The 19,119-nt window shown below is 69.9% G+C and carries 20 protein-coding genes, 1 tRNA gene and 1 other RNA gene; 8 read left to right on the top strand and 14 right to left on the bottom strand.

Annotated features, from left to right (window positions below):
- Positions 1-173: 173 nt before the first annotated feature.
- Positions 174-629, top strand: a complete 456-nt coding sequence (locus ISN75_RS08815; protein ID WP_208399870.1) for a hypothetical protein — start codon at positions 174-176, stop codon at positions 627-629.
- Positions 626-1,210 carry a Maf family protein gene (locus ISN75_RS08810; RefSeq protein WP_168647568.1) on the top strand — a complete coding sequence of 195 codons (585 nt, stop codon included), beginning with the start codon at positions 626-628 and terminating at the stop codon, positions 1,208-1,210. The genes ISN75_RS08815 and ISN75_RS08810 overlap by 4 nt, the downstream gene beginning before the upstream one ends.
- On the opposite strand, the gene ISN75_RS08805 is transcribed toward ISN75_RS08810, so the two are convergent.
- Positions 1,207-2,799, bottom strand: a complete 1,593-nt coding sequence (locus ISN75_RS08805; RefSeq protein WP_168647569.1) for a glycosyltransferase family 39 protein — start codon at positions 2,797-2,799, stop codon at positions 1,207-1,209. The two genes, ISN75_RS08810 and ISN75_RS08805, sit on opposite strands and share 4 nt — an antisense overlap.
- A gap of 40 nt (positions 2,800-2,839) precedes the next feature.
- On the opposite strand from ISN75_RS08805, the gene ISN75_RS08800 reads away from it, so the two are divergent.
- Genes ISN75_RS08800 through ISN75_RS08785 form a run of 4 tightly spaced genes read left to right on the top strand, consistent with a single transcriptional unit; the run spans position 2,840 to position 7,399 of the window.
- Entirely contained in the window at positions 2,840-3,781 is a 942-nt protein-coding gene (locus ISN75_RS08800; RefSeq protein ID WP_167257586.1) for an AAA family ATPase, read from the top strand.
- 11 nt (positions 3,782-3,792) lie between these two features.
- The gene (locus ISN75_RS08795; RefSeq protein WP_167257632.1) at positions 3,793-4,749 is read left to right on the top strand and encodes a DUF58 domain-containing protein; all 957 of its coding nucleotides are present in this window, start codon (positions 3,793-3,795) and stop codon (positions 4,747-4,749) included.
- Positions 4,746-6,752: a DUF3488 and transglutaminase-like domain-containing protein gene (locus ISN75_RS08790; protein WP_343820169.1), complete on the top strand. Its 2,007-nt coding sequence runs from the start codon at positions 4,746-4,748 to the stop codon at positions 6,750-6,752. The genes ISN75_RS08795 and ISN75_RS08790 overlap by 4 nt, the downstream gene beginning before the upstream one ends.
- A gap of 59 nt (positions 6,753-6,811) precedes the next feature.
- Positions 6,812-7,399: a Slp family lipoprotein gene (locus ISN75_RS08785; RefSeq protein ID WP_167257584.1), complete on the top strand. Its 588-nt coding sequence runs from the start codon at positions 6,812-6,814 to the stop codon at positions 7,397-7,399.
- 67 nt (positions 7,400-7,466) lie between these two features.
- Here the strand turns inward: ISN75_RS08785 and ISN75_RS08780 are convergent, their stop codons facing one another.
- From ISN75_RS08780 to ISN75_RS08745, 8 genes are all read right to left on the bottom strand, one after another.
- Complete coding sequence (locus ISN75_RS08780; RefSeq protein ID WP_167257583.1) at positions 7,467-7,811, bottom strand: histidine triad nucleotide-binding protein; 345 nt, start codon at positions 7,809-7,811, stop codon at positions 7,467-7,469.
- A gap of 25 nt (positions 7,812-7,836) precedes the next feature.
- Positions 7,837-8,430 carry a recombination mediator RecR gene (gene recR, locus ISN75_RS08775; protein ID WP_167257582.1) on the bottom strand — a complete coding sequence of 198 codons (594 nt, stop codon included), beginning with the start codon at positions 8,428-8,430 and terminating at the stop codon, positions 7,837-7,839.
- 5 nt (positions 8,431-8,435) lie between these two features.
- Positions 8,436-8,759 carry a YbaB/EbfC family nucleoid-associated protein gene (locus tag ISN75_RS08770; RefSeq protein ID WP_167257581.1) on the bottom strand — a complete coding sequence of 108 codons (324 nt, stop codon included), beginning with the start codon at positions 8,757-8,759 and terminating at the stop codon, positions 8,436-8,438.
- Positions 8,760-8,786: 27 nt separating this feature from the next.
- Positions 8,787-10,469, bottom strand: a complete 1,683-nt coding sequence (gene dnaX / locus ISN75_RS08765) for a DNA polymerase III subunit gamma/tau (RefSeq protein WP_423385146.1) — start codon at positions 10,467-10,469, stop codon at positions 8,787-8,789.
- A 200-nt stretch (positions 10,470-10,669) separates the two neighbouring features.
- Positions 10,670-10,766, bottom strand: an RNA gene (gene ffs / locus ISN75_RS08760) — signal recognition particle sRNA small type.
- Between the two features lie 73 nt (positions 10,767-10,839).
- Positions 10,840-10,932 (bottom strand) — tRNA-Ser (locus ISN75_RS08755).
- 97 nt (positions 10,933-11,029) lie between these two features.
- Entirely contained in the window at positions 11,030-11,788 is a 759-nt protein-coding gene (locus tag ISN75_RS08750; RefSeq protein WP_343820693.1) for an MBL fold metallo-hydrolase, read from the bottom strand.
- Positions 11,789-11,819: 31 nt separating this feature from the next.
- Positions 11,820-12,566 (bottom strand): 3-deoxy-D-manno-octulosonic acid kinase, encoded by a 747-nt coding sequence (locus ISN75_RS08745; protein ID WP_343820692.1) that lies wholly within the window; start codon positions 12,564-12,566, stop codon positions 11,820-11,822.
- Between the two features lie 47 nt (positions 12,567-12,613).
- Here ISN75_RS08745 and ISN75_RS08740 point away from each other — a divergent pair, with 47 nt between their 5' ends.
- Entirely contained in the window at positions 12,614-13,666 is a 1,053-nt protein-coding gene (locus tag ISN75_RS08740; protein ID WP_343820690.1) for a glycosyltransferase family 9 protein, read from the top strand.
- Positions 13,667-13,761: 95 nt separating this feature from the next.
- On the opposite strand, the gene ISN75_RS08735 is transcribed toward ISN75_RS08740, so the two are convergent.
- Entirely contained in the window at positions 13,762-14,160 is a 399-nt protein-coding gene (locus ISN75_RS08735) for a DUF6165 family protein (protein ID WP_343820688.1), read from the bottom strand.
- A 133-nt stretch (positions 14,161-14,293) separates the two neighbouring features.
- Between ISN75_RS08735 and ISN75_RS08730 the strand changes: the two genes are divergently transcribed.
- Positions 14,294-14,797 (top strand): glycine zipper 2TM domain-containing protein, encoded by a 504-nt coding sequence (locus tag ISN75_RS08730; RefSeq protein WP_279589784.1) that lies wholly within the window; start codon positions 14,294-14,296, stop codon positions 14,795-14,797.
- Positions 14,798-14,949: 152 nt separating this feature from the next.
- On the opposite strand, the gene lpxK is transcribed toward ISN75_RS08730, so the two are convergent.
- From lpxK to ISN75_RS08710, 4 genes are read right to left on the bottom strand one after another with little or no spacing between them, the layout of a single operon-like run.
- Positions 14,950-15,933, bottom strand: a complete 984-nt coding sequence (gene lpxK, locus ISN75_RS08725) for a tetraacyldisaccharide 4'-kinase (RefSeq protein WP_343820686.1) — start codon at positions 15,931-15,933, stop codon at positions 14,950-14,952.
- 7 nt (positions 15,934-15,940) lie between these two features.
- Positions 15,941-17,713, bottom strand: a complete 1,773-nt coding sequence (gene msbA / locus ISN75_RS08720) for a lipid A export permease/ATP-binding protein MsbA (protein ID WP_343820699.1) — start codon at positions 17,711-17,713, stop codon at positions 15,941-15,943.
- A 44-nt stretch (positions 17,714-17,757) separates the two neighbouring features.
- The gene (locus ISN75_RS08715; protein ID WP_167257629.1) at positions 17,758-18,186 is read right to left on the bottom strand and encodes an ExbD/TolR family protein; all 429 of its coding nucleotides are present in this window, start codon (positions 18,184-18,186) and stop codon (positions 17,758-17,760) included.
- Positions 18,187-18,192: 6 nt separating this feature from the next.
- Positions 18,193-18,831 carry a MotA/TolQ/ExbB proton channel family protein gene (locus ISN75_RS08710; RefSeq protein WP_167257628.1) on the bottom strand — a complete coding sequence of 213 codons (639 nt, stop codon included), beginning with the start codon at positions 18,829-18,831 and terminating at the stop codon, positions 18,193-18,195.
- Positions 18,832-19,119 lie beyond the last annotated feature (288 nt).

The raw sequence follows: 19,119 nt of genomic DNA, 5'->3' as shown, positions 1-19,119 counted from the left end.
ATCATAGGTTTGCGGCCGGTCCAAGTCAACATCTTGTTTACCTGGCCGGGCGCGGCGGCCACATAGGCTGCCCGGCTTCATTATTGTGCTTCAAGTCCGTCCGGGCGTTTTGCCTGAACGGGCCCCATGCGGCAGACTGCGCCCTCCCACGCCGCCGAGCCGCTCCGTCTCACGTGAATGACCTCCTGACGTACGGCCTGGCCACCTTCTTCGTATTCGCCGTGATCGTCACGGGCGGCAGCCTCTGGCTGCGGCGCCGCGGCAACCGCCGCTCGGACAGCCTGCACGAGCTGCTCGACGTGGCCGACCGGCTGGAAGCGGACCTGAAGACCTGCCGCGCCGGCCTGCAGCAGGCCCATGCGGTGATGTCGCTCAATCCGGACAAGCCCGCCGCCAGCGAACAGGAAGCCCGCCAGGCGATCGAGGCCGGCCTGCGCTCCCTGCTGCAGCAGCGCATCTGGATCCGCGACCAGGCGCCCCACGCCACCCAGGACCAGCTCAACCAGGCCGTCGCGGCGATGGCCGAGACGCGCAGCCGCCTGGCGCCCCTGCTGGAAGCGCTGAACGACGCGCAGCACGCGCTGGACGACGCCATGCGCGAGCACATCCAGCGCGATCCTCAAGCATGAGCCCGCCCCGCCTGGTGCTGGGTTCCACCTCGCGCTACCGCGCCGACCTGCTGCGCCGGCTCTGCCCGGAGTTCGAACAGCGCGCCCCCGGCACCGACGAAACCGCCCTGCCCGGCGAAGCCCCGGACGCCCGCGCCCTGCGCCTGGCCGTGGCCAAGGCCGAAGCCTGCGCGCAGGGGCTGCACAACGCGCTGGTGATCGGTTCGGACCAGGTCGCCGAACTGGACGGACGGATGCTGGACAAACCCGGCACGCCAGAGCTCGCCCGCGAACAGCTGGCCGCCAGTTCCGGCCGCAGCGTGCAGTTCCACACCGCGCTGTGCCTGTTCGATACGCGCAGCGGCGAGCGGCACGTGCATGTCGACCGCACCCGCGTGCAGTTCCGCGTGCTGGGCGCGGATGAAATCGCCCGCTACGTCGAACGCGAACAGCCGCTGGACTGCGCCGGCAGTTTCAAATGCGAAGGGCTGGGCATCAGCCTGTTCGAGCGCATCGACAACGAAGACCCGTCCGCCCTGATCGGCCTGCCGCTGATCGCGCTCGCGCGGCTGCTGCGCACGGCCGGCGTCGCGCTGCCCTAACGGAACGACGCGGCACCTTCGCGCCAGATCACGCAGTTGCCCGGCGCCACTGGCGCCGATCCCGCCACCGGCACGCGCCCGGCATAGAAAGCGATGCGCTTGCGTCCGTCGAACAGATCCAGCCGTTGCAGCGGTTGCGGATTATCGATGCGCTTGCACAGCGAACCGAGCCAGTCGGAACGCTCGCGGATACGCAGCGAGGTTTCGTCGACCGCCAGCAGCATCGGTGCACCGGCCTGCGCCTGGCGCAGCGCGGCTTCGTCGCGATGCCATACCGCGAGCTGCGGCGCGCGCCCGTGCTTGGTATTGAGCGGACTGTCCAGCGCATACACCGGCACCGCGCCGTCGAGCTGGAATTCGAGCTCCGAAGCCAGCATGAAATTGTCGGCCACCAGCACACCCGGATGCGCAGCGAGCAAAGCGCGCGCTGCATCGCCGCTCTCGCGCCAGCCCACGAAGCGCGCAGGAAATGCCTTGACGCCGGCCAGCGCCGTCGCGCCGCGCTCGCTCGCCGCCATGCCCAGATAGGCCAGTCCGCTCAAATGCCCGAACAGCGCCATGCCCACCGCCGCGATGGTGACCCACCGGATCCAGCGCCTTCCCCACAATGGCCGCAGCAACACCGGCAAGGCGCCCAGCAGCGGCAGATAACCCGGCAGCGGCCAGTGCGCGCGGAAACGCTCGTCGTCGGCAAACAGGCCGAGTACGAAATACAGCAGCACGAAGCACAGCGAAGCGATCGCGATCAGATCCCACGGCGCCCCTTCGCCGCGCCGCCGCCAGCTGCGCCACGCCGCCCACAACAGCAGGCCGTACAGCAGCGGCGTACATGCGGCGGCCTGTTCCAGCGGCTGCACCAGCGCATCGGCATGGAAGCTCCACGGATTGCGCTCCACCACCTGGAACGCCAGGCCCGCGCCGCGCTGCTGCCAGTTGGAAACCGCCAGCGGAATCAGCCCCAGCAGCGACAGCACCAACGCGATCCAGAATCCCGGCCGGCGCCATTGCAGGCGTCCGCGCGGCGTCAGCAGCAGCAGGCCCAGCCCGGCCAGCATCGGCATCACCGCGCGGTAGTGCGTCAGCCAGCACACGGCCAGCGCCGCGCCGAGCAGCAGCCAGTCGCGCAGGCGGTCGTCCTGCATGGCGCGCAGCAGCGCGAACAGGGCGAGCATGCTGGCCACCGTCAGCGGCACGTCCGGCACCGCCATCACGCCCAGCGTGCCGGCCAGCGGCAGCGCCAGGCACAGCAGGCCGGCCTGCCAGCCGGCGCGCGCATCGAAAGCGCGGCGGGCGAACGCGACCACCAGCCACGGCAGCGCGCTGCCCACCAGCAGGAACGGCCAGCGCATGCCGAGCACGCCATGGCCGGCAAGCGCTTCGCCGAGGCGGATCATCCACGCGGTGAACGGCGGCAGGTCGCTGTAGCCCCAGGCCGGATGCCGGCTCTCCTGCCAATAGAACGCCTCGTCGCCGAACGGCGCCAGTTGCGCGGCGACCGCAATACGTGCCCCAAGCAGCACAAGAAAGGCAATGAGAAACGCGCCTCGCCAGCGCGCGAGGCCCGGGGCTACACTGCCGCGATCATGCATGGCTCATGCCCTGCCCCATCTCATCCCTCTGCGCGTTGCCATGTCCGCGATCACTCCACTCCACGATGACGCCCTGCACTCCCGCCTCGACGCCGCCATGGCGCAGGTCAACCAGGTGCTGCTCGGCAAGCCGCGCCAGGTCAAGCTGGCTTTCACCTGCCTGATCGCCGGCGGCCACCTGCTGCTGGAAGACGTGCCGGGCGTGGGCAAGACCACCCTCGCGCATGCGCTCGCCGCAAGTTTTGCGCTGGACTTCCAGCGCGTGCAGTTCACCAGCGACCTGTTGCCGTCGGACATTATCGGGGTGAGCGTCTACGAGCGCGAGACCGGCCAGTTCCGTTTCCACCCCGGCCCGATCTTCACCGGCCTGCTGCTGGCCGACGAGATCAACCGCGCCACGCCGAAGACGCAGAGCGCGCTGCTCGAGGCGATGGCCGAGGGCCAGGTCACCGTGGACGGCCAGACGCACACCTTGCCGCAGCCGTTCTTCGTGGTGGCCACGCAGAATCCGCTGGACCTGGCCGGCACCTTCCCGCTGCCGGATTCGCAGCTGGACCGCTTCATGCTGCGCGTCTCGCTGGACTATCCCGACGCCGCCGCCGAACGCGCCCTGCTCACCGGCAGCGACCGCCGCGACCTGCTGGCCCAGCTCAGCCCCAAGCTGGACGGCCCCGCGCTGTCCACCCTGCATCGCCAGGCGCAGGCGATCACCGCCAGCCCGGCCCTGCTCGACTATCTGCAGGCGCTACTGGCCGCCAGCCGCCGCCATGCGGAAATCCGCGTGGGCCTGTCGCCACGCGCCGGCCTGGCCCTGCTCAATGCCTCGCGCACCTGGGCCATGCTGTCCGGCCGCGGGCACGTGCTGCCGGAAGACATCCAGGCACTGTTCGTGCCGCTGGCCGGCCACCGCCTGGTACCCGCCCGCGGCGCCAACGGCGACGCGCTCGCGCGCCAGCTGCTTGCCGAGGTGGCGGTGGATTGATGGCCATGGGCGTGGCCGACACCTACCGCCGCTTTCAGCAATGGGCCGAGCGCCGGCTGCCGGCGCTCACCCGCTACCGCCGTCCGGAAAGCCTGCCAGTCGAACTGCACCGGCGCCGCATCTATATCGTGCCCAGCGGGCTGGGCGCGGCGTTCGGCGTGCTGCTGATGATCATGCTGGCCGGCGCGCTCAACTACGCCAACAACGCCGCCCTGCTGCTCACCTGCATGCTGGCCGCGGCGTGCACGGCGAGCATGCTGGTCGCGTTCCGCGCGCTCGACGGCCTGCGCCTCACCGCGATCCAGGCCGGCCACGCCACCGCCGGCGAAGCGCTGACCCTGCAATTGCACGTGGATGCCGGCGTGCGCGCGCGCCAGGCGATCCGGGTGGAAATGGACGGCCGGATGCAGGCCTTCGCGGTCCGTGCGCATCAGCAGCTACCGGTGGAGATCGCGCTGCAGACCGACCGCCGCGGCTGGCAGCAGCTGCCGCGCATCCAGCTGTGGACGAGCTGGCCGCTCGGCCTGTTCCGCGCGTGGAGCTGGCTGTATCCGGACATGTCGGTGCTGGTATGGCCGCGCCCGGAAGCGGAAGGACCGCCGCCGCGCTCGCCCACCGACGACCCCACCCATCAGCGGCTGCATCACGGCGACGACCTCGCCGCGCTGCGCGACTACCGCGCGGGCGATTCGCAGCGGCGCATCGCGTGGAAAGCCAGTGCGCGGCACGAAGGCCTGCTGGTGAAGGATTTCGAGCAGCCGCGCCCGCGCCTGGAATGGCGGCTGGACTGGCGCGACCTGAAGCACCTGGACAGCGAATCGCGCATCTCCCGCCTGGCCCGCTGGCTGGGCGAGGCCGAGGCCCGCGGCGTGCCGTCCAGCCTGTGGCTGCCCGGCGAGGAGATCGGCCATGGCGCCGGCCCCGCGCATTACGCGCGCTGCATGAATGCGCTGGCGAAGCTGCCATGAACCCGGCATCGAACAACGCGGAAGCGAAAACGTTCGGCCTGTTCCGCCGCAAGCGCGACGAAGCGCCGCTCGATACGCGCGTCTTCGACCTGCTCTGCCTCACCGCCGCGGTGGTGCTGGTGCTGCACGCCATCCATCTGCCGCCCTGGCTGGATGCCGCCCTGATGGCGGTGCTGGCGCTGCGCTGGTGGCAGCGCCGCCGCAAGCCGGGGCGCGCGCCGGTCTATCTGAAGCTGCCGCTGGTGGTGCTGCTCGCGGCCACGGTGATCTTCCACTACGGCAACATCTTCGGACGCGAGCCCGGCTCCGCCCTGGCCGTAGGCCTGCTGGTGCTGAAGCTGCTGGAGACCGAGACGGCGCGCGACGCCAAGGTCGCCGTGGCCTTCGCCTGCTTCACCTTGATGGCCGCGCTGCTGTCGGACCAGGGCATGGTCGCCACCTTCGTGGTGGCGCTGGGCCTGCTGCCGGCGGTCGCCAGCCTGCGCGCGCTGCAGCCGGCGCGCCTGCCCACCAGCCTGCCGCGCGAACTGCTGCCGGCGCTGGGCCTGCTCGCCGCGGCACTGCCGCTGTCGCTGCTGGCCTTCGTGCTGGTGCCGCGGCTGGAATCGCCGCTGTGGGGCGCGCCGCCGTCGGGGCAGGCGCGCACGGGCTTGAGCGATGGGATGTCCCCGGGCGATTTCGTCGACTTGCTTACCGACGACCGCCCCGCCCTGCGCGCCAGCTTCGACCAGGGCGTGCCCGCACCGGAGCAGCGCTATTTCCGCGCCTATGTGATGTCGCATTACGACGGCCGCCGCTGGAACAGCGTGCCGAGCGGCCGTGCGCCGGTGCCGGTGGAAGCCATCGACAGCATCGGCTACCGCATCGCGCTGGAACCGACCAGCCAGCGCGTGCTGCCGGCGCTGGACGTGCCGTTGGAAGCACCGCCGAATGCCACCCTGGGCAGCGACCACGACATCACCAGCAGCAAGCCGGTGCAGGATCCGCTTACCTACGAACTGCGCTCGGCCGTGCGCTACCGCCTGCAGCCGGAGCTGGACGACTTTGCGCGGCGTCGCGCGCTGCAGCTGCCCGAGGGTTTCAATCCGCGCGCGCTGGCCCTGGCGGCGCAGTGGAAGCAGGCCTACGGCACCCGCGATGCGGCCATCGTGGCCGCGGCGCTGTCGCTGTTCCACGACGGCGGCTTCAGCTACACCCTGGCGCCCGCGCCGCTGGGCCGCGACGCGGTGGACGATTTCCTGTTCGGCACCCACGAAGGATTCTGCGAACACTACGCCTCGGCCTTCACCGTGCTGATGCGCGCCGCCGGCGTGCCGGCGCGCGTCGTCACCGGCTACCAGGGCGGCTACTGGAACAAGCTCGGCCAGTACCTGCTGGTGCGCCAGTCCGACGCGCATGCCTGGAGCGAGGTATGGCTGGACGGCCGCGGCTGGGTGCGCATCGACCCCACCGCCGCGGTGCGGCCGGAGCGGGTCAGCCTGGGCGCCGCGGCGGCAGCCGCCGCCGCGGGCCAGTCCGAATGGCAGGGCGCGGCCTGGCTGCGCGACCTGCGCAACCGCTGGGACGTCGTCAACCATTGGTGGAGCGAAGGCGTTATCGGCTTCGACGCACTCAGGCAACGCGGGCTCCTCACGCCATTCGGCGTCCGCAACACGGATACGATGACCCTGAGCGTGCTGCTGGCGGCCAGCAGCGTGGCGTTCGCCCTGCTCGGCCTGGCCTGGGCCCTGTGGCGGCGGCGCGACGAAGACCCCCTGCGGGCCGCGCTGCGCACGCTGGAGCGCAAGCTGGCCTCGGCCGGCGTGGCGCGCAGGAGCAGCGAGGGCCCGCAGCATTACCTGCAGCGCGCGGCCCGGGCTCTGCCCGGCCAGCGCGCGCAGCTGGATCAACTGATGAGGAGCTACCTCGACCTGCGCTATGCCCATCAAACCCCGCCGCCCGATCCCCTGCGACGGTTCCGCCGGGCGGTGCGGGAATTCAGACCCCGACACGTGGTCAAATGAACCGAACGACTGAATGTTTCGGATCACGGAAGATCCGCCCGATCATGGAGAAAGCGGTCATGTCCACCTACAAGTTCCTCGCTACCGCAGCCGTGACGGCTACGCTGGCGGCCTGCGCAACCATCCCCCAGCCGTTGCAGGGCACCTATACCGAAATCACCACGGCCCAGGCGCAGCAAGGTGGCGCCGGCGGCAGCAAGGTCCGCTGGGGCGGCGAGATCATCAAGACCGAACCCGGCCCGCAGGAAACCTGCTTCTTCCTGCTCTCGCGTCCGCTGGACAGCGAAGCCCGGCCGAAGATGGCCACCGACAACGACAGCCAGGGCCGCTTCGTGGCCTGCCGTTCGGGCTTCTACGATCCGGAAGTGTTCTCGCGCGGCCGCGAGCTCACCGTCACCGGCACCCTGCACGGCACCGTGTCGCAGAAGGTGGGCGAGTACGACTACGCCTATCCGCGCGTCGAGGCCGACGTTGTCTACCTGTGGCCCAAGCGCGTCGCCGTGCGCTACCCGCCGGGCTACTACGACCCGTTCTGGGGTCCGGGCTTCGGTCCGTACTGGGGCCCGGGCTGGGGTCCGTGGGGCGACCCGTTCTGGTACCAGCCGCGGGTGATCGTGGTGCCGCGCGCGGTGCCGCGGGGCAAGTAAGCCAGACGTCCAAAACAAAAAAAGCCGGCCCCAGGGCCGGCTTTTTTTATGCCTCGTAGCGCGCGGCTCAGCCCGGCGGCCAATGCATGCGCCGTCCCGCCAGCAGATGCACGTGCAGATGAAACACCGTCTGCCCGCCGTGCTCGTTGCAATTGATCACCGTGCGGTAGCCGTCCTTGGCCAGGCCCTGCTCGCGCGCATACGCGGCCGCGGCCAGCAGCAGCTTGCCCAGCAGTTCGGCGTCGCCGGGCTGGGCTTCGTCCAGCGAGGCGATCGCGCGCTTGGGTACGAACAGCACGTGCACCGGCGCCTGCGGGTTGAGGTCGCGGAAGGCCAGCACGTCCTCGTCTTCGTAGACGATGTCGGCGGGGATCTCGCGCCGGATGATCTTTCCGAAAATCGTATCGGCCATGCTCAGGCTTCCTTCTGTGATGGTTTCAGCCCAGCGTCTGGCGGCTGCCGAAGGCATGCGCCAGGGTGCTGCGGTCGACGTATTCCAGCTCGCCGCCCAGCGGCACGCCGTGCGCCAGCCGCGTCGGCTTGACCTTGGCCGCGCGCGCCAGCTGCGCCAGGTAATGCGCGGTGGCTTCGCCTTCCACGGTGGGATTGGTGGCGATCACCATTTCCTCGATCTCGCCTTCGGCCAGCCGCTCGGTGAGCAGGTCCAGGCCCAGTTCTTCCGGACCCAGCCCGTCCAGCGGCGACAGCCGGCCCAGCAGCACGAAATACTGGCCGCGGTAGCCGGTGGCCTGCTCGATCGCCGCCAGCTCGGTGGGCGACTCCACCACGCACAGCACCTGCCGGTCGCGGCTGCTGCTGGCGCAGAGGGAGCACACCGGCTCCTCGCTGAAATTGCGGCAGCGCGTGCAGTTGCCGATGCGCTGCATGGCCTGCTCCAGCACCTGGGCCAGGCGCAGGCCGCGCTCGCGTTCGCGCTCCAGCAGATGGAAGGCCATGCGCTGGGCGCTCTTGCCGCCCACGCCGGGCAGGCAGCGCAGGGCTTCGATCAAATCGGTGAGGAGTTTGCTCACGTGGCTTAGAACGGCAGCTTGAAACCGGGCGGCAGGTTCATGCCGGAAGTGACGCCGCCGAGCTTGTTCTTGCTGGCCTCTCCCACTTTGTTGACGGCGTCGTTGATCGCCGCGGCGACCAGGTCCTCGGCCATCTCGGGGTCGTCCGCGAACAGCTTGCGGTCGATCTGCACGCGGCGCACTTCATGCGCGCCGCTCATCACCACGGTGACCAGGCCGCCGCCGGAACTGCCGGTGACTTCCAGCTTGGCGATCTCTTCCTGCGCGCGCTTCATTTCTTCCTGCATGCGCTGCGCCTGCTGCATCAGCTGGCCGATCTGTCCTCTCATGACGCGTACTCCGAAGGCTTAGGTGTATCAGGGTTCAAACGGCTTGACCGACTGCGGCAGCACGCGCGCGCCGAATTCCTTGCGCAGCGACTGCACCAGCGGGTCTTCCTCGATCGATTGTTCGGCGGCCGACTGCGCGGCCGAGCGCGCATGAGCCGCGCGCGCGGCGGGCGTTTCGGCGCCGCTGGAGCGGTCGTCGACGAAGCGCAGGCGGATGCGTTCGCCCAGCGCCTGGCTGATGCGCTCTTCCATCTGGCCGACCATCGGCTCCACCGCCAGGTGCATGTACATCGGCTGCAGCGCCAGCACCAGGGTCGAGCCTTCGCGGTCGCGCAAGGTGGCGTTCTGCGCGAGCTGGCCCATCGGGCCGCGCAGGCTGGCCTGTTCGATCAGGCTGTCCCAGTGCGGCAGGCCGCGCGCGTCGAGCGCGGGTGCGGCGCGCGGCGCGGGCGCCGGCACGGCTGCGGGTTCGACGCGCGGCGCGGGTGCTTCGGCGGCGCGCGGCGCCGGGCGTTCCAGCGCAGGCGCGGACATCGGCGGCGCGGAGCGCGCCGGTGCGGGCGCGGCGGCGGGACGCGGCGCGGCAGCGGCCGGACGTTCGGCGCGCACGGGCTCGCCCTCACCCGCCGGGCGGAACGCCAGCATGCGCAGCAGCGCCATCTCGAAACCGGTGCGCGCATCCGGTGCCAGCGCGAGGTCGCGGCGGCCGCCGATGGCGATCTGGTAGTACAGCTGCACGTCTTCCGGACCCAGCCGCTCCGCCAGCGCGGCGAGCGCGGCTTCGTCGTCGCCGTCGCCTTCGGAGCGGTAGCCCGGCACCAGCTGCAACAGCTGCAGGCGGTGCAGCACGGCGGCGAGATCGTCGAGCACGCCGCCGAAATCCGGCGAGAACGAGGCGATGCGCGCGCATTCGGCCATCAGCTGGTCGCCGTCGCCCGCAGCGAGCGCCTCGAGCACGCCCAGCACCTGGCCGCGCGCGACGCTGCCCAGCATGGCGCGCACGTCGTCCAGCTTGAGCGCGCCGCCGCCGTAGGCGATGGCCTGGTCCAGCAGCGACAGGCCGTCGCGCAGCGACCCGTCGGCGGCGCGGGCCAGCTCGACGATGGCGCCGTCTTCGTAAGCGATGGCTTCGGCGCCGAGGATGTGGCGCATCTGCCCGGAGATCTGTTCCGGCAGCAGGCGCTTGAGATTGAACTTGAGGCAGCGCGACAGCACCGTCACCGGCAGCTTCTGCGGGTCGGTGGTGGCGAGCAGGAACTTCACGTGCGGCGGCGGCTCTTCCAGCGTCTTGAGCAGCGCGTTGAAGGCCGGCTTGGACAGCATGTGCACCTCGTCCACCAGGTACACCTTGAAGCGTCCGCGCGCCGGCGCGTACTGCGCGTTCTCGATCACCTCGCGCACGTCGTCCACGCCGGTGTTGCTGGCCGCGTCGATCTCCAGCAGGTCGACGAAGCGGCCGGCATCCACCGCGGTGCACACCGCGCACTCGCCGCAGGGATCGGCCGACTCGCCGCGCTCGCAGTTGAGCGACTTGGCGAAGATGCGCGCGATGGTGGTCTTGCCCACGCCGCGCGTGCCGGTGAACAGGTAGGCGTGGTGCATGCGGCCGGTATCGAGCGCATTGGTGAGCGCGCGCACGACATGCTCCTGCCCGACCAGTTCGGCGAACTTGCGGGGGCGCCATTTGCGCGCGAGTACCTGATAGGACATGCGTTGGAAACCTGCTGGACGCCGGGCTGGCGCGGCCCTTTGGAGCTGCGCAGCGAGGACGGGAATGAAGTGGCGGGATACTAACTTGGGGCGACGGCCGATTGTGCCAAGTCGCCTACGGCAAGTCAGCACGGTCGCTTGCGGCAAGTCGGTACGGGAGGCGGCGCGAATGCGCGTGGCGGAGCCCGAAAAGGCGGCGACCCCGCCAGCCACACCCCGGCACCCGAATCATTCGCTACCGTTGCTCCCTTCCGGGCCTGGCGGGATTTACGAACTATCGTCGCGGGGGGACCGACGGGGTCACCATAGACGGTGGGCTGGTCGCCCTGGTCGACGGTTGCGCCAGGCGCGGACCGTCATGCGATTTCACTGGCGGAGAGGGCGGGATTCGAACCCGCGATACGGGGATAAGCCGTATACACACTTTCCAGGCGTGCTCCTTCAACCACTCGGACACCTCTCCGCGATGGTGAAATCGCCTTGCCGGGCATTCCAGCCCGGCAAAGAGGGGAAATCATAGCGGCAGGCCCCGATCCAGACAAGCCGCCCCAAGCGCTGCCTCAACCGGCATCCGGCCGTGGCGCAGCCGGCGGCGGCAGCGCGATCCGCTCGCCGGCGGCGGCGATGGCATAGCCGCGGGCGGCCAGCGCCGCACCGTCGGCGACGCTGCCGTAGTGGTACAGGCGCAGGCGGCCGCGCAGGGCCTGCGGGTATTCGCGCTCGATATCATCGATGCCGGTATGCGAGGGATTGCCGACCAGGCCGCAGTCGTGCGCCACCAGCTCGGTGCCGGCCGCGTAGCGCGCCAGCATCTCCGGCACCGGCCGCGTGTCGCCGGTATAGGCGAAGCTGCCGCCCAGGGCGAGGCCGAACGAGGTCTGCGGCAGGTGGTGGCGGGTGGGAAATACGTCGAACCACTGCCCGTCCAGCCAGAAACCGCGATGGCAGGGAATCAGCTGGAACGCCTCCCAGAAATTCACCCCGCCCTCGGCCAGCACGCCGGGATAGTCCGCCACCCGCGCCTGCAGCCAGCTCATCAGCGCCGCATGCACGAACAGCCTGGTGCGCCCGCGCCGCGCTTCGTCGAACCACAGGCGGAAGAACAGCCGCTCCATGCCGCCGACGTGATCCATATGCGTGTGCGTGATGAACAGCGCCGGCGGCACGTCCCCGTAGGCGGCCACGTAGCGGTCCAGCGTGTCCGGCCCGCAGTCGATCAGCAGCAGCGGCGCGCCGTCGCGCTCCAGTACCGCGGACGAAGAGCCCAGCTCCACCGCATGCGCGGCGCCGACGCCCAGGAAATGCAGGTTCCAGTTCATGCGGCCGCTTCCTCGCGCAGGCAAACCAGGCTCATGGCGCGTCGCCGCCGACGCCGAATGCCGCGGCGTAGCTTTGCGCCAGCGGCTGCCACACGGTCTTCTCGAACACCGCCTCGCTTTCGGCGCCCGCGCCCAGCTTGAGCAGCGAACGGCGCAGGCGCTGCAGGTTGGCCGTGCGCCAGGCTTCGGCCGGCGCACGCCGCTCGCCGCGGTCGAAATCGATCAGGTACAGGCCCGGCTCCGCCACCAGGATGTTGTGCGCGTTGAGATCGGCATGCCACACGCCCGCGCGGTGGAAGCGCGCGATCATGTCGCCGGTGCGCTCGGCCAGGGCGGCGTCGAGGCTGCCCCAGGCCAGGCATTCGGCCAGCGTGCGCGCGGAAGGGACGTGGCGGGTGATCAGATCGGCGGTATAGAACGGGCCGTGGCGCCGGTAGCGCGCGGCGATCGGCTCGGGCACCGGCAGGCCTTCGCGCGCCATCGCGGCGAGCAGGCGGAACTCGGCGAAGCTGCGCGTGCGGTCGGCGCCGGTCCACACATAGCGGTCGCCCATGAACCGGGCCACCATGCCGCCGCGGCGATAGTGGCGCAGCACGCCCTCGCCCGCCGGCGTGCCGACCAGGGCGACGCCGCCGCGCCCGCCGGTCTGCATGCGCAAGGCGCCCAGTTCGCGCCAGTGGCTAGGCATGAACCAGTCATCGTCGACTTGTGACGAAACCGTGGGGTCGAACAGAATCGCCCCGCCCGCCTTCGTCCGGACCTGCTCTTGCGCCATCATGTGCGACCCGGCACCCCATCCGATAATCATTGATTCTAGCCCACGCCATGCCTGCTCCCACCTCCATCTGCCTGCTGCGCACTTCGGCCATCGGCGACGTCACCCATGTCGTGCCGCTGGTGCACACCTTGCGCAGGGCCTGGCCGCAGGTGGAGCTGACCTGGATCGTCGGCAAGCTGGAGCGCCGCCTGGTCGGCGACCTGCCCGGCGTGGACTTCGTCACCTTCGACAAGGGCGCCGGCTGGGCCGGCATGCGCGCCGTGCATGAGGCCCTGCGCGGCCGCCGCTTCGACGCGCTGCTGCAGATGCAGGTGGCGATGCGCTCCAACCTGCTCAGCCTGGGCATCAAGGCGAAACGCCGCGTGGGCTACGACAAGGCGCGCGCCAAGGACCTGCATGGGCTGGTCATCAACGAGCGCATTCCGGCGCGCACCGGCGAACACGTGCTGGAGGCGATCGGCAGCTTCTGCGAGCCGCTGGGGCTGCAGCAGACCGAGGTTCGCTGGGATATTCCCCTGCCGGAAGAAGCGCTCGCCTGGGCGGCCGAACAGCTGCCGCCGGGCGCGCCGGTGCTGCTGGTCAGCCCCACCTCCAGCCACGCGCTGCGCAACTGGCGCCCGGAGCGCTATGCCGCGGTGATGGACCATGCCGCGCAGCGCGGCTGGCGCGTCATGCTGATCGGCGGCCCCTCGCCGGGCGAGCGCAGCATGGCCGACGCCGTGCTGGCCGCCTGCCGCCTGCCGCATACCGACCTGACCGGCAAGGACACGCTCAAGCGCCTGCTGGCGATGCTGGCGCGCGCCTCGCTGCTGCTCACCCCGGATTCCGGCCCGATGCACATGGCCAATACGGTGGGCTGCAAGGTGCTGGGCCTGCATGCGGCAAGCAACCCGGACCGCTCGGGCCCCTATTCCGACCGCCGCTGGTGCGTGAACAAGTACGACGCGGCCGCGCGCAAATACCTGGGCAAGCCGGCCAGCGAGATTCCCTGGGGCAGCAAGATCGAATACGCGGGCGTGATGGACCTGATCGAGGTCGACGACGTGATCGAGCGGTTCGAGGCGTACGCGGCGGAGATGCCTGGCCAGATACCGGCGTAGGTCGGGGTGAGCCGCAGGCGAACCCCAACCATGCGATGCGCATCGACACGCCGATGTTGGGGTTCGCCTGCGGCTCACCCCAAGCTACGAAGGCTTCAGCTGGCCTTGTAGTCCTTGTACGACTTCTCTTCCACCAGCTGCGAGCCCAGCTTCAGGTTGATCTCGCGCTTCACCGCCGCGCGCTCGTCGTTGCGGAAGTACACCGCGCGCGCCAGCTCGATGAACTCCTGGTCGAAAGCCTGGGCCTTTTCCTTCAGGCGGATGCGGTCTTCGATATCCCACAGCGTTTCGTTGACCGCCAGCAGGCGGGCGCGCTCGTCGGCGATGTCGGTGGCCGCAGCCGGATGGGCGGCCCAGGTGGTATTGAGCTGATCCAGCTCGTTGCGCACGTTGGCCAGCTTGGCCGGGTCGGTCATCTGCTTGGACTTGATCTCCAGGATGGTGATCTTGTCGATCAGCTCACCGTAGGACACCGGGACTAGGATCAGGCTCATGGGAACTCCCTTCGAAAAACAGGCCTGGCACGCGGACGGCGCCGGCAAGCTGCACATGATAGAGACAATACCTGGCCGATGGTTCAGCTGATCCGAATAGACTGTGCGGGCCTCACTACACCGGGAGAATCCAATGAACACCAAGCAGCTCCTCATCCTGCCCCTGGCAGCCGCCCTCGCCTTCGCTTCCATGGGCGCCGCCGCGCAGTCCTCCAGCACCAGCCGCCGTCCGGCGGTCGATGCCGCAGGCCAGCTCAACGGCAACGTGCTGATCCGCCGCGACGGCATCTTCCTGCGCTGCACGCAGTGCGGCACGGTCGAGTCGATCGAGCGCACCGTCACCCAGGGCGCCGACCACGGCACCGCCGGCGCGATCATCGGCGCGGTCGCCGGCGGCGTGCTGGGCAACCAGGTCGGCAAGGGCAACGGCCGCAAGGCGGCGACCGTGCTCGGCGCGGTGGGCGGCGGCTTCGCCGGCAACCGCATCGGCCGCGGCGGCAGCAGCGAAAGCTTCACGCTGCGCCTGCGCATGGGCGACGGCGGCTACACCAACGTCACCGTGCCGGACGCCAGCGCGATCCGCGAGGGCGACATCGTGCAGGTGGACCAGGACGGCAACGTGGTGCGCGTGCAGTAAGCGCGGCGCATGCGGTTCGAAGAGCGCGGCCGGTGGCGACACCGGCCGCGTTTTTTTGCACGACGGTGAAATCGCGGCCGCCGTGCTGTCATTCCGGCACAGGCCGGAATGACGGCTGAGAGGTATCGCGACCGGTGGATTGCCGTTGCGGATCAGCTGCGACGGGCCGCCACCAGCTTCTCAGCCACCGCATCGAAGAACGCCTGGGGCAGCACGGCCCGCACCGGCACAACCCACGCCTGCTCAGGCGCCAACGCCGCGCATTTCACCGCGTCCTTCTCGGTCATCAGCACCGCAGCGCCGTCGCCGAAATCCAGTTCGCCGGAAACATAGGCGTGGTGGTCGGGGAATGGATGCTGCACCACTTCGATGCCGCGCGCCCGCAGGTCGTCGAAGAAGCGCTCGGGATTGCCGATGCCGGCCACCGCATGCACGCGCTGGCCGCGGAACGCATCCAACGATTGGGTGACGCCATCGCGCAAGGCGCGCGCCGTGCCGCCTTTGAGGCGCATCGGCACTTCGCCCGCTTCGGCGCTGCCGCCGTTGCAGACGCGGAAATCCACTTCGTCCAGGCGCGCCAGCGGTTCGCGCAGCGGGCCGGCCGGCAGCAAGCGCCGGTTGCCGAAGCGGCGGGCGCCGTCGATCACGCAGATTTCCACGTCGCGGCGCAGGCGATAGTGCTGCAGGCCGTCGTCGGCGAGGATCGCGTCGCAGCCGGCGTCGATCAGCAGGCGCGCTGCCGCGGGGCGGTCGCGGCCTACCGCCACGGGCGTGCCGGCGGCGTGGATCAGGCAGGGTTCGTCGCCGAAGCGCGCGGGGTCCGGCTTGTCGCCGAGCAGAAGCGGTCCTTGTTCGGTGCCGCCATAACCGCGGCTCACCACACCCGGACGGAAACCGCGCGCGCCCAGCGCTTCGGCCAGCGCGATGGTCAGCGGCGTCTTGCCGGTGCCGCCGACGCTGACGTTGCCGACCACGAGCACCGGTACCGGCAAGCGCACGCTGGACCACAGGCCGCTTCGATAGAGGCGTCGGCGCAGCCGCGTGACGCCGCCGTACAGCCCCGCCAGCGGCGCGGTCCACCACGGCGCCGCGCCTTTGCCGTACCAGGCCGCGGCTAGCGTGTCGGCCAGCGCCACGGCGGCCTCAGTCGCTCGCCTTGTCGTGGAACTGCATGCGGTGCAGCGCGGCGTAGTGGCCGCTCAGGGCGAGCAGCTCCGCGTGCGTGCCGCGCTCGACGATGCGGCCCTGGTCCATCACCGCGATCTGGTCGGCGTGCTCGATGGTGGACAGGCGGTGCGCGATCACCAGGGTGGTGCGGTCGCGCATCAGGCGCTGCAGCGCCTGCTGGATCAGCCGCTCGGATTCGGTATCCAGCGCGCTGGTCGCCTCATCCAGCACCAGGATCGGCGCATTCTTCAGGATCGCGCGGGCGATGGCGATGCGCTGGCGCTGGCCGCCGGAAAGCATGTTGCCGGCCTGGCCGATCTGGCTGTGGATACCCTTGGGCAGGCGCTGAATGAATTCCATCGCATTGGCCGCCTCGGCCGCGGCGACGATGTCCTTCTCGCTGGCGCCCTCCAGCTCGCCGTAGGCGATGTTCTCCGCCACGCTGCCGTCGAACAGCACCATGCTCTGCCCCACCCAGGCGATCTGCCGGCGCAGCGAGGCCAGGGTGTAGCTGGCGTAGTCGTGGCCGTCCAGGTCGATGGTGCCGGCACTGGGTTCGTAGAAGCGCGGCAGCAGGCTGACCAGGCTGCTCTTGCCGCTGCCGGAGCGGCCGACCAGGGCGGTGACCGTGCCGGGGCGGCAGTGCAGGTCGACGCCGCGCAGCGCTTCGAAATCGTTGCGCGCATAGGTGAGGCGCACGTCGTTGAACACGATGTCGCCGCGGGTGCGCTCCAGCACGCGGGTGCCGGTGTCCACTTCCGGCGGCAGGTCGATGATGCCGAACAGGTCTTCGCAGGCGGCCACGCCGCGCTGCACGCTGGCCTGCACGCCGGTGAGGCGCTTGAGCGAAGGCAGCATGCCGCCCATCGAGGTGAGCACGGTGATGAACACGCCGGGCGAGATGCTGTCGATCACGTTCGGCCGCGTGCCCAGGTATACCAGCAGGGCCAGCGCGAACGCCGCCGCGGTCTGGATGGTGGCGCTGGAGAACGCGCTGGTCACCGCGACTTTCAGGTTCAGCCGCTTGGAATGCTCGGTGACCTGCTCGAAACGCTCGGCTTCGCGCTTCTGGCCGCCGTAGATGCGCACCTCGCGATGGGCGCCGACGGATTCCTCCACCGTGCCGGTGACCGAACCCATGGTGCCCTGGATGCGCTTGCTGATGGTGCGGTAGCGCCGGCTGACCACGGTGACGATCAGCACCACCGCCGGCACCATGATCAGCAGCGCCATGGTGAGGTAGGCGCTGGTCGAGAGCATCACGTACATCATGCCGACGATCATCAGCCCTTCGGTGACCGCCACCTTCACCGCGTCGGTGGAGGCCTGCGCCACCTGTTCGCTGGTGTAGGTGATGCGCGACACCTGCTGGCCGGAATGCTCGCTGCCGAAGAAGGCCGCCGGCAGGCGCAGATAGGCGTCGAACACGTCGCGGCGGATGTTCTGCACCACGTTGCGGCCGATATAGGCGATGCCGTAGTCGTTCAGCACGATGGCCACGCCGCGCAGCACGAACAGCCCGATGATCCAGATCGGCATCCAGAAGATCAGGTAGGCGTCCTTGTGCGCGAACAGCTCGTCGATCATCGGCCGCAGCAGCTTGGTGAATGCGGCGAGGCAGCCGCTCTCCAGCGCCATGCCGACCAGCGAGACCAGGCCTACCACCCAGTAGCGGCGGGTATAGCCGAGCAGGCGCTTGTAGGTCCGCCAGGTCTCGGCATCCCACACGGAGGCTTTCTTGTTGCTCACCGGTTCGCGCCCATGACGTCGGCGCCCGCTGTTTCGGCGCCCATTTAGCGCGAGCCCGCCTGGGTCGGCGTGGTGGCGATGGACAGCTTGGTGAAGCCGAGCTGGCCGAGCGCGTCCATCGCGGTGACCACGTTCTGGTGCGGCGTCATGGCGTCGGCGCGGATGGTCACCTGGCGTTCGCGGTCGTCGCCGGCGATGTTGGCGATGGCCTGCTTGAGCGGTTCGATGCCCTGCCCCAGCACTTCGTCGGTGCCGACGTAGTAATGCCCGTCGCGGTCCACCACGATGGTGAGCGCGGGCGCCTGCATGTCGCGCTCGTCCGCGCTGGCCTTGGGCAGGGTCACCTGCATTCGCGTGTGCTGGACGAAGGTGGTGGTGAGTACGAAGAACATCAGCAGGGTGAGCAATACGTCGATCAGCGAGATCACATTGATCTCGAAGTCGTCCTGCCGGCGGTCGTTGCCGATGCGCATGCCGGGTCAGCCCGCGGTCGACTCGGCGGCCGGACGGCGCGGACGCGCCGCGGCCGGAGCGGCGACGGTGAGCTCGTCCAGCAGCACGGTGGTCTGCTTCTCCATCTCCACGCAGTAGCCGGCCACCCTGGAACGGAAATAGCGGTGCAGCACGTAGGCGGGAATCGCCACCACCAGGCCGCTGGCGGTGCAGATCAGCGCCTCGCCGATGCCGCCGGCCATCTTCAGCGGATCGCCGACACCGCCCTTCATCACGTCCATGAACATGCGGATCAGGCCGACCACGGTGCCCAGCAGGCCCAGCAGCGGGCCGATCAGGGCGATGGTGCCGAGCGTGTTGAGGTAGCGCTCCATGTTGTGCACCACATGGCGGCCGGTGTCCTCGATGCGCTCCTTGATCAGCTCGCGCGGACGGTTGCGCACGGCCAGCGCGGCGGCCAGCAGTTCGCCCAGCGGCGAGCCGGTGGCGAGGGTGGCCAGGTGGGCCGGATCGAGCTGGCCCGAGCGCGCCCATTCGCGCACTTCGTCGCCCAGGCCCGGCGGCAGGACCGACTTGCGGCGCAGGGTCCAGCAGCGCTCCAGCACGATCGCCAGCGCGATCGCCGAACAGATCAGGATGGGCAGCATTGCCCAACCGCCAGCCATCAGGATATCCAGCACGACTACACCCACCCATGCGATCGAATTGCAGGGGCGCATCATAGCAGTCCCGTCCGGCGGTTCCGCGGCGCCCGTGGCAAATGCGCGATGCATCGCACACGGCCTGGAAACCGGCGCATGCAGGGGCTTGCTCGCGCCAGTAGCGGGCGCGGTGGCGGCGCCATGCGCGGACCACGCGAGGTGCCCCGCCAGCCGGAAAATCCACCTCGATCGCCCCCTGCTCCGCGGTGTTCAGCAGGGGCACCCCGGACGCGGCATAGCGCTGCGCCACCA

The sequence above is a fragment of the Dyella marensis genome (assembly GCF_049532885.1).
Classification (GTDB): Bacteria; Pseudomonadota; Gammaproteobacteria; order Xanthomonadales; family Rhodanobacteraceae; genus Dyella_D; species Dyella_D marensis.
The sequence above is the reverse complement of the archived record's forward strand: the minus strand, read 5'-3'. Positions and strand labels throughout refer to the sequence as shown.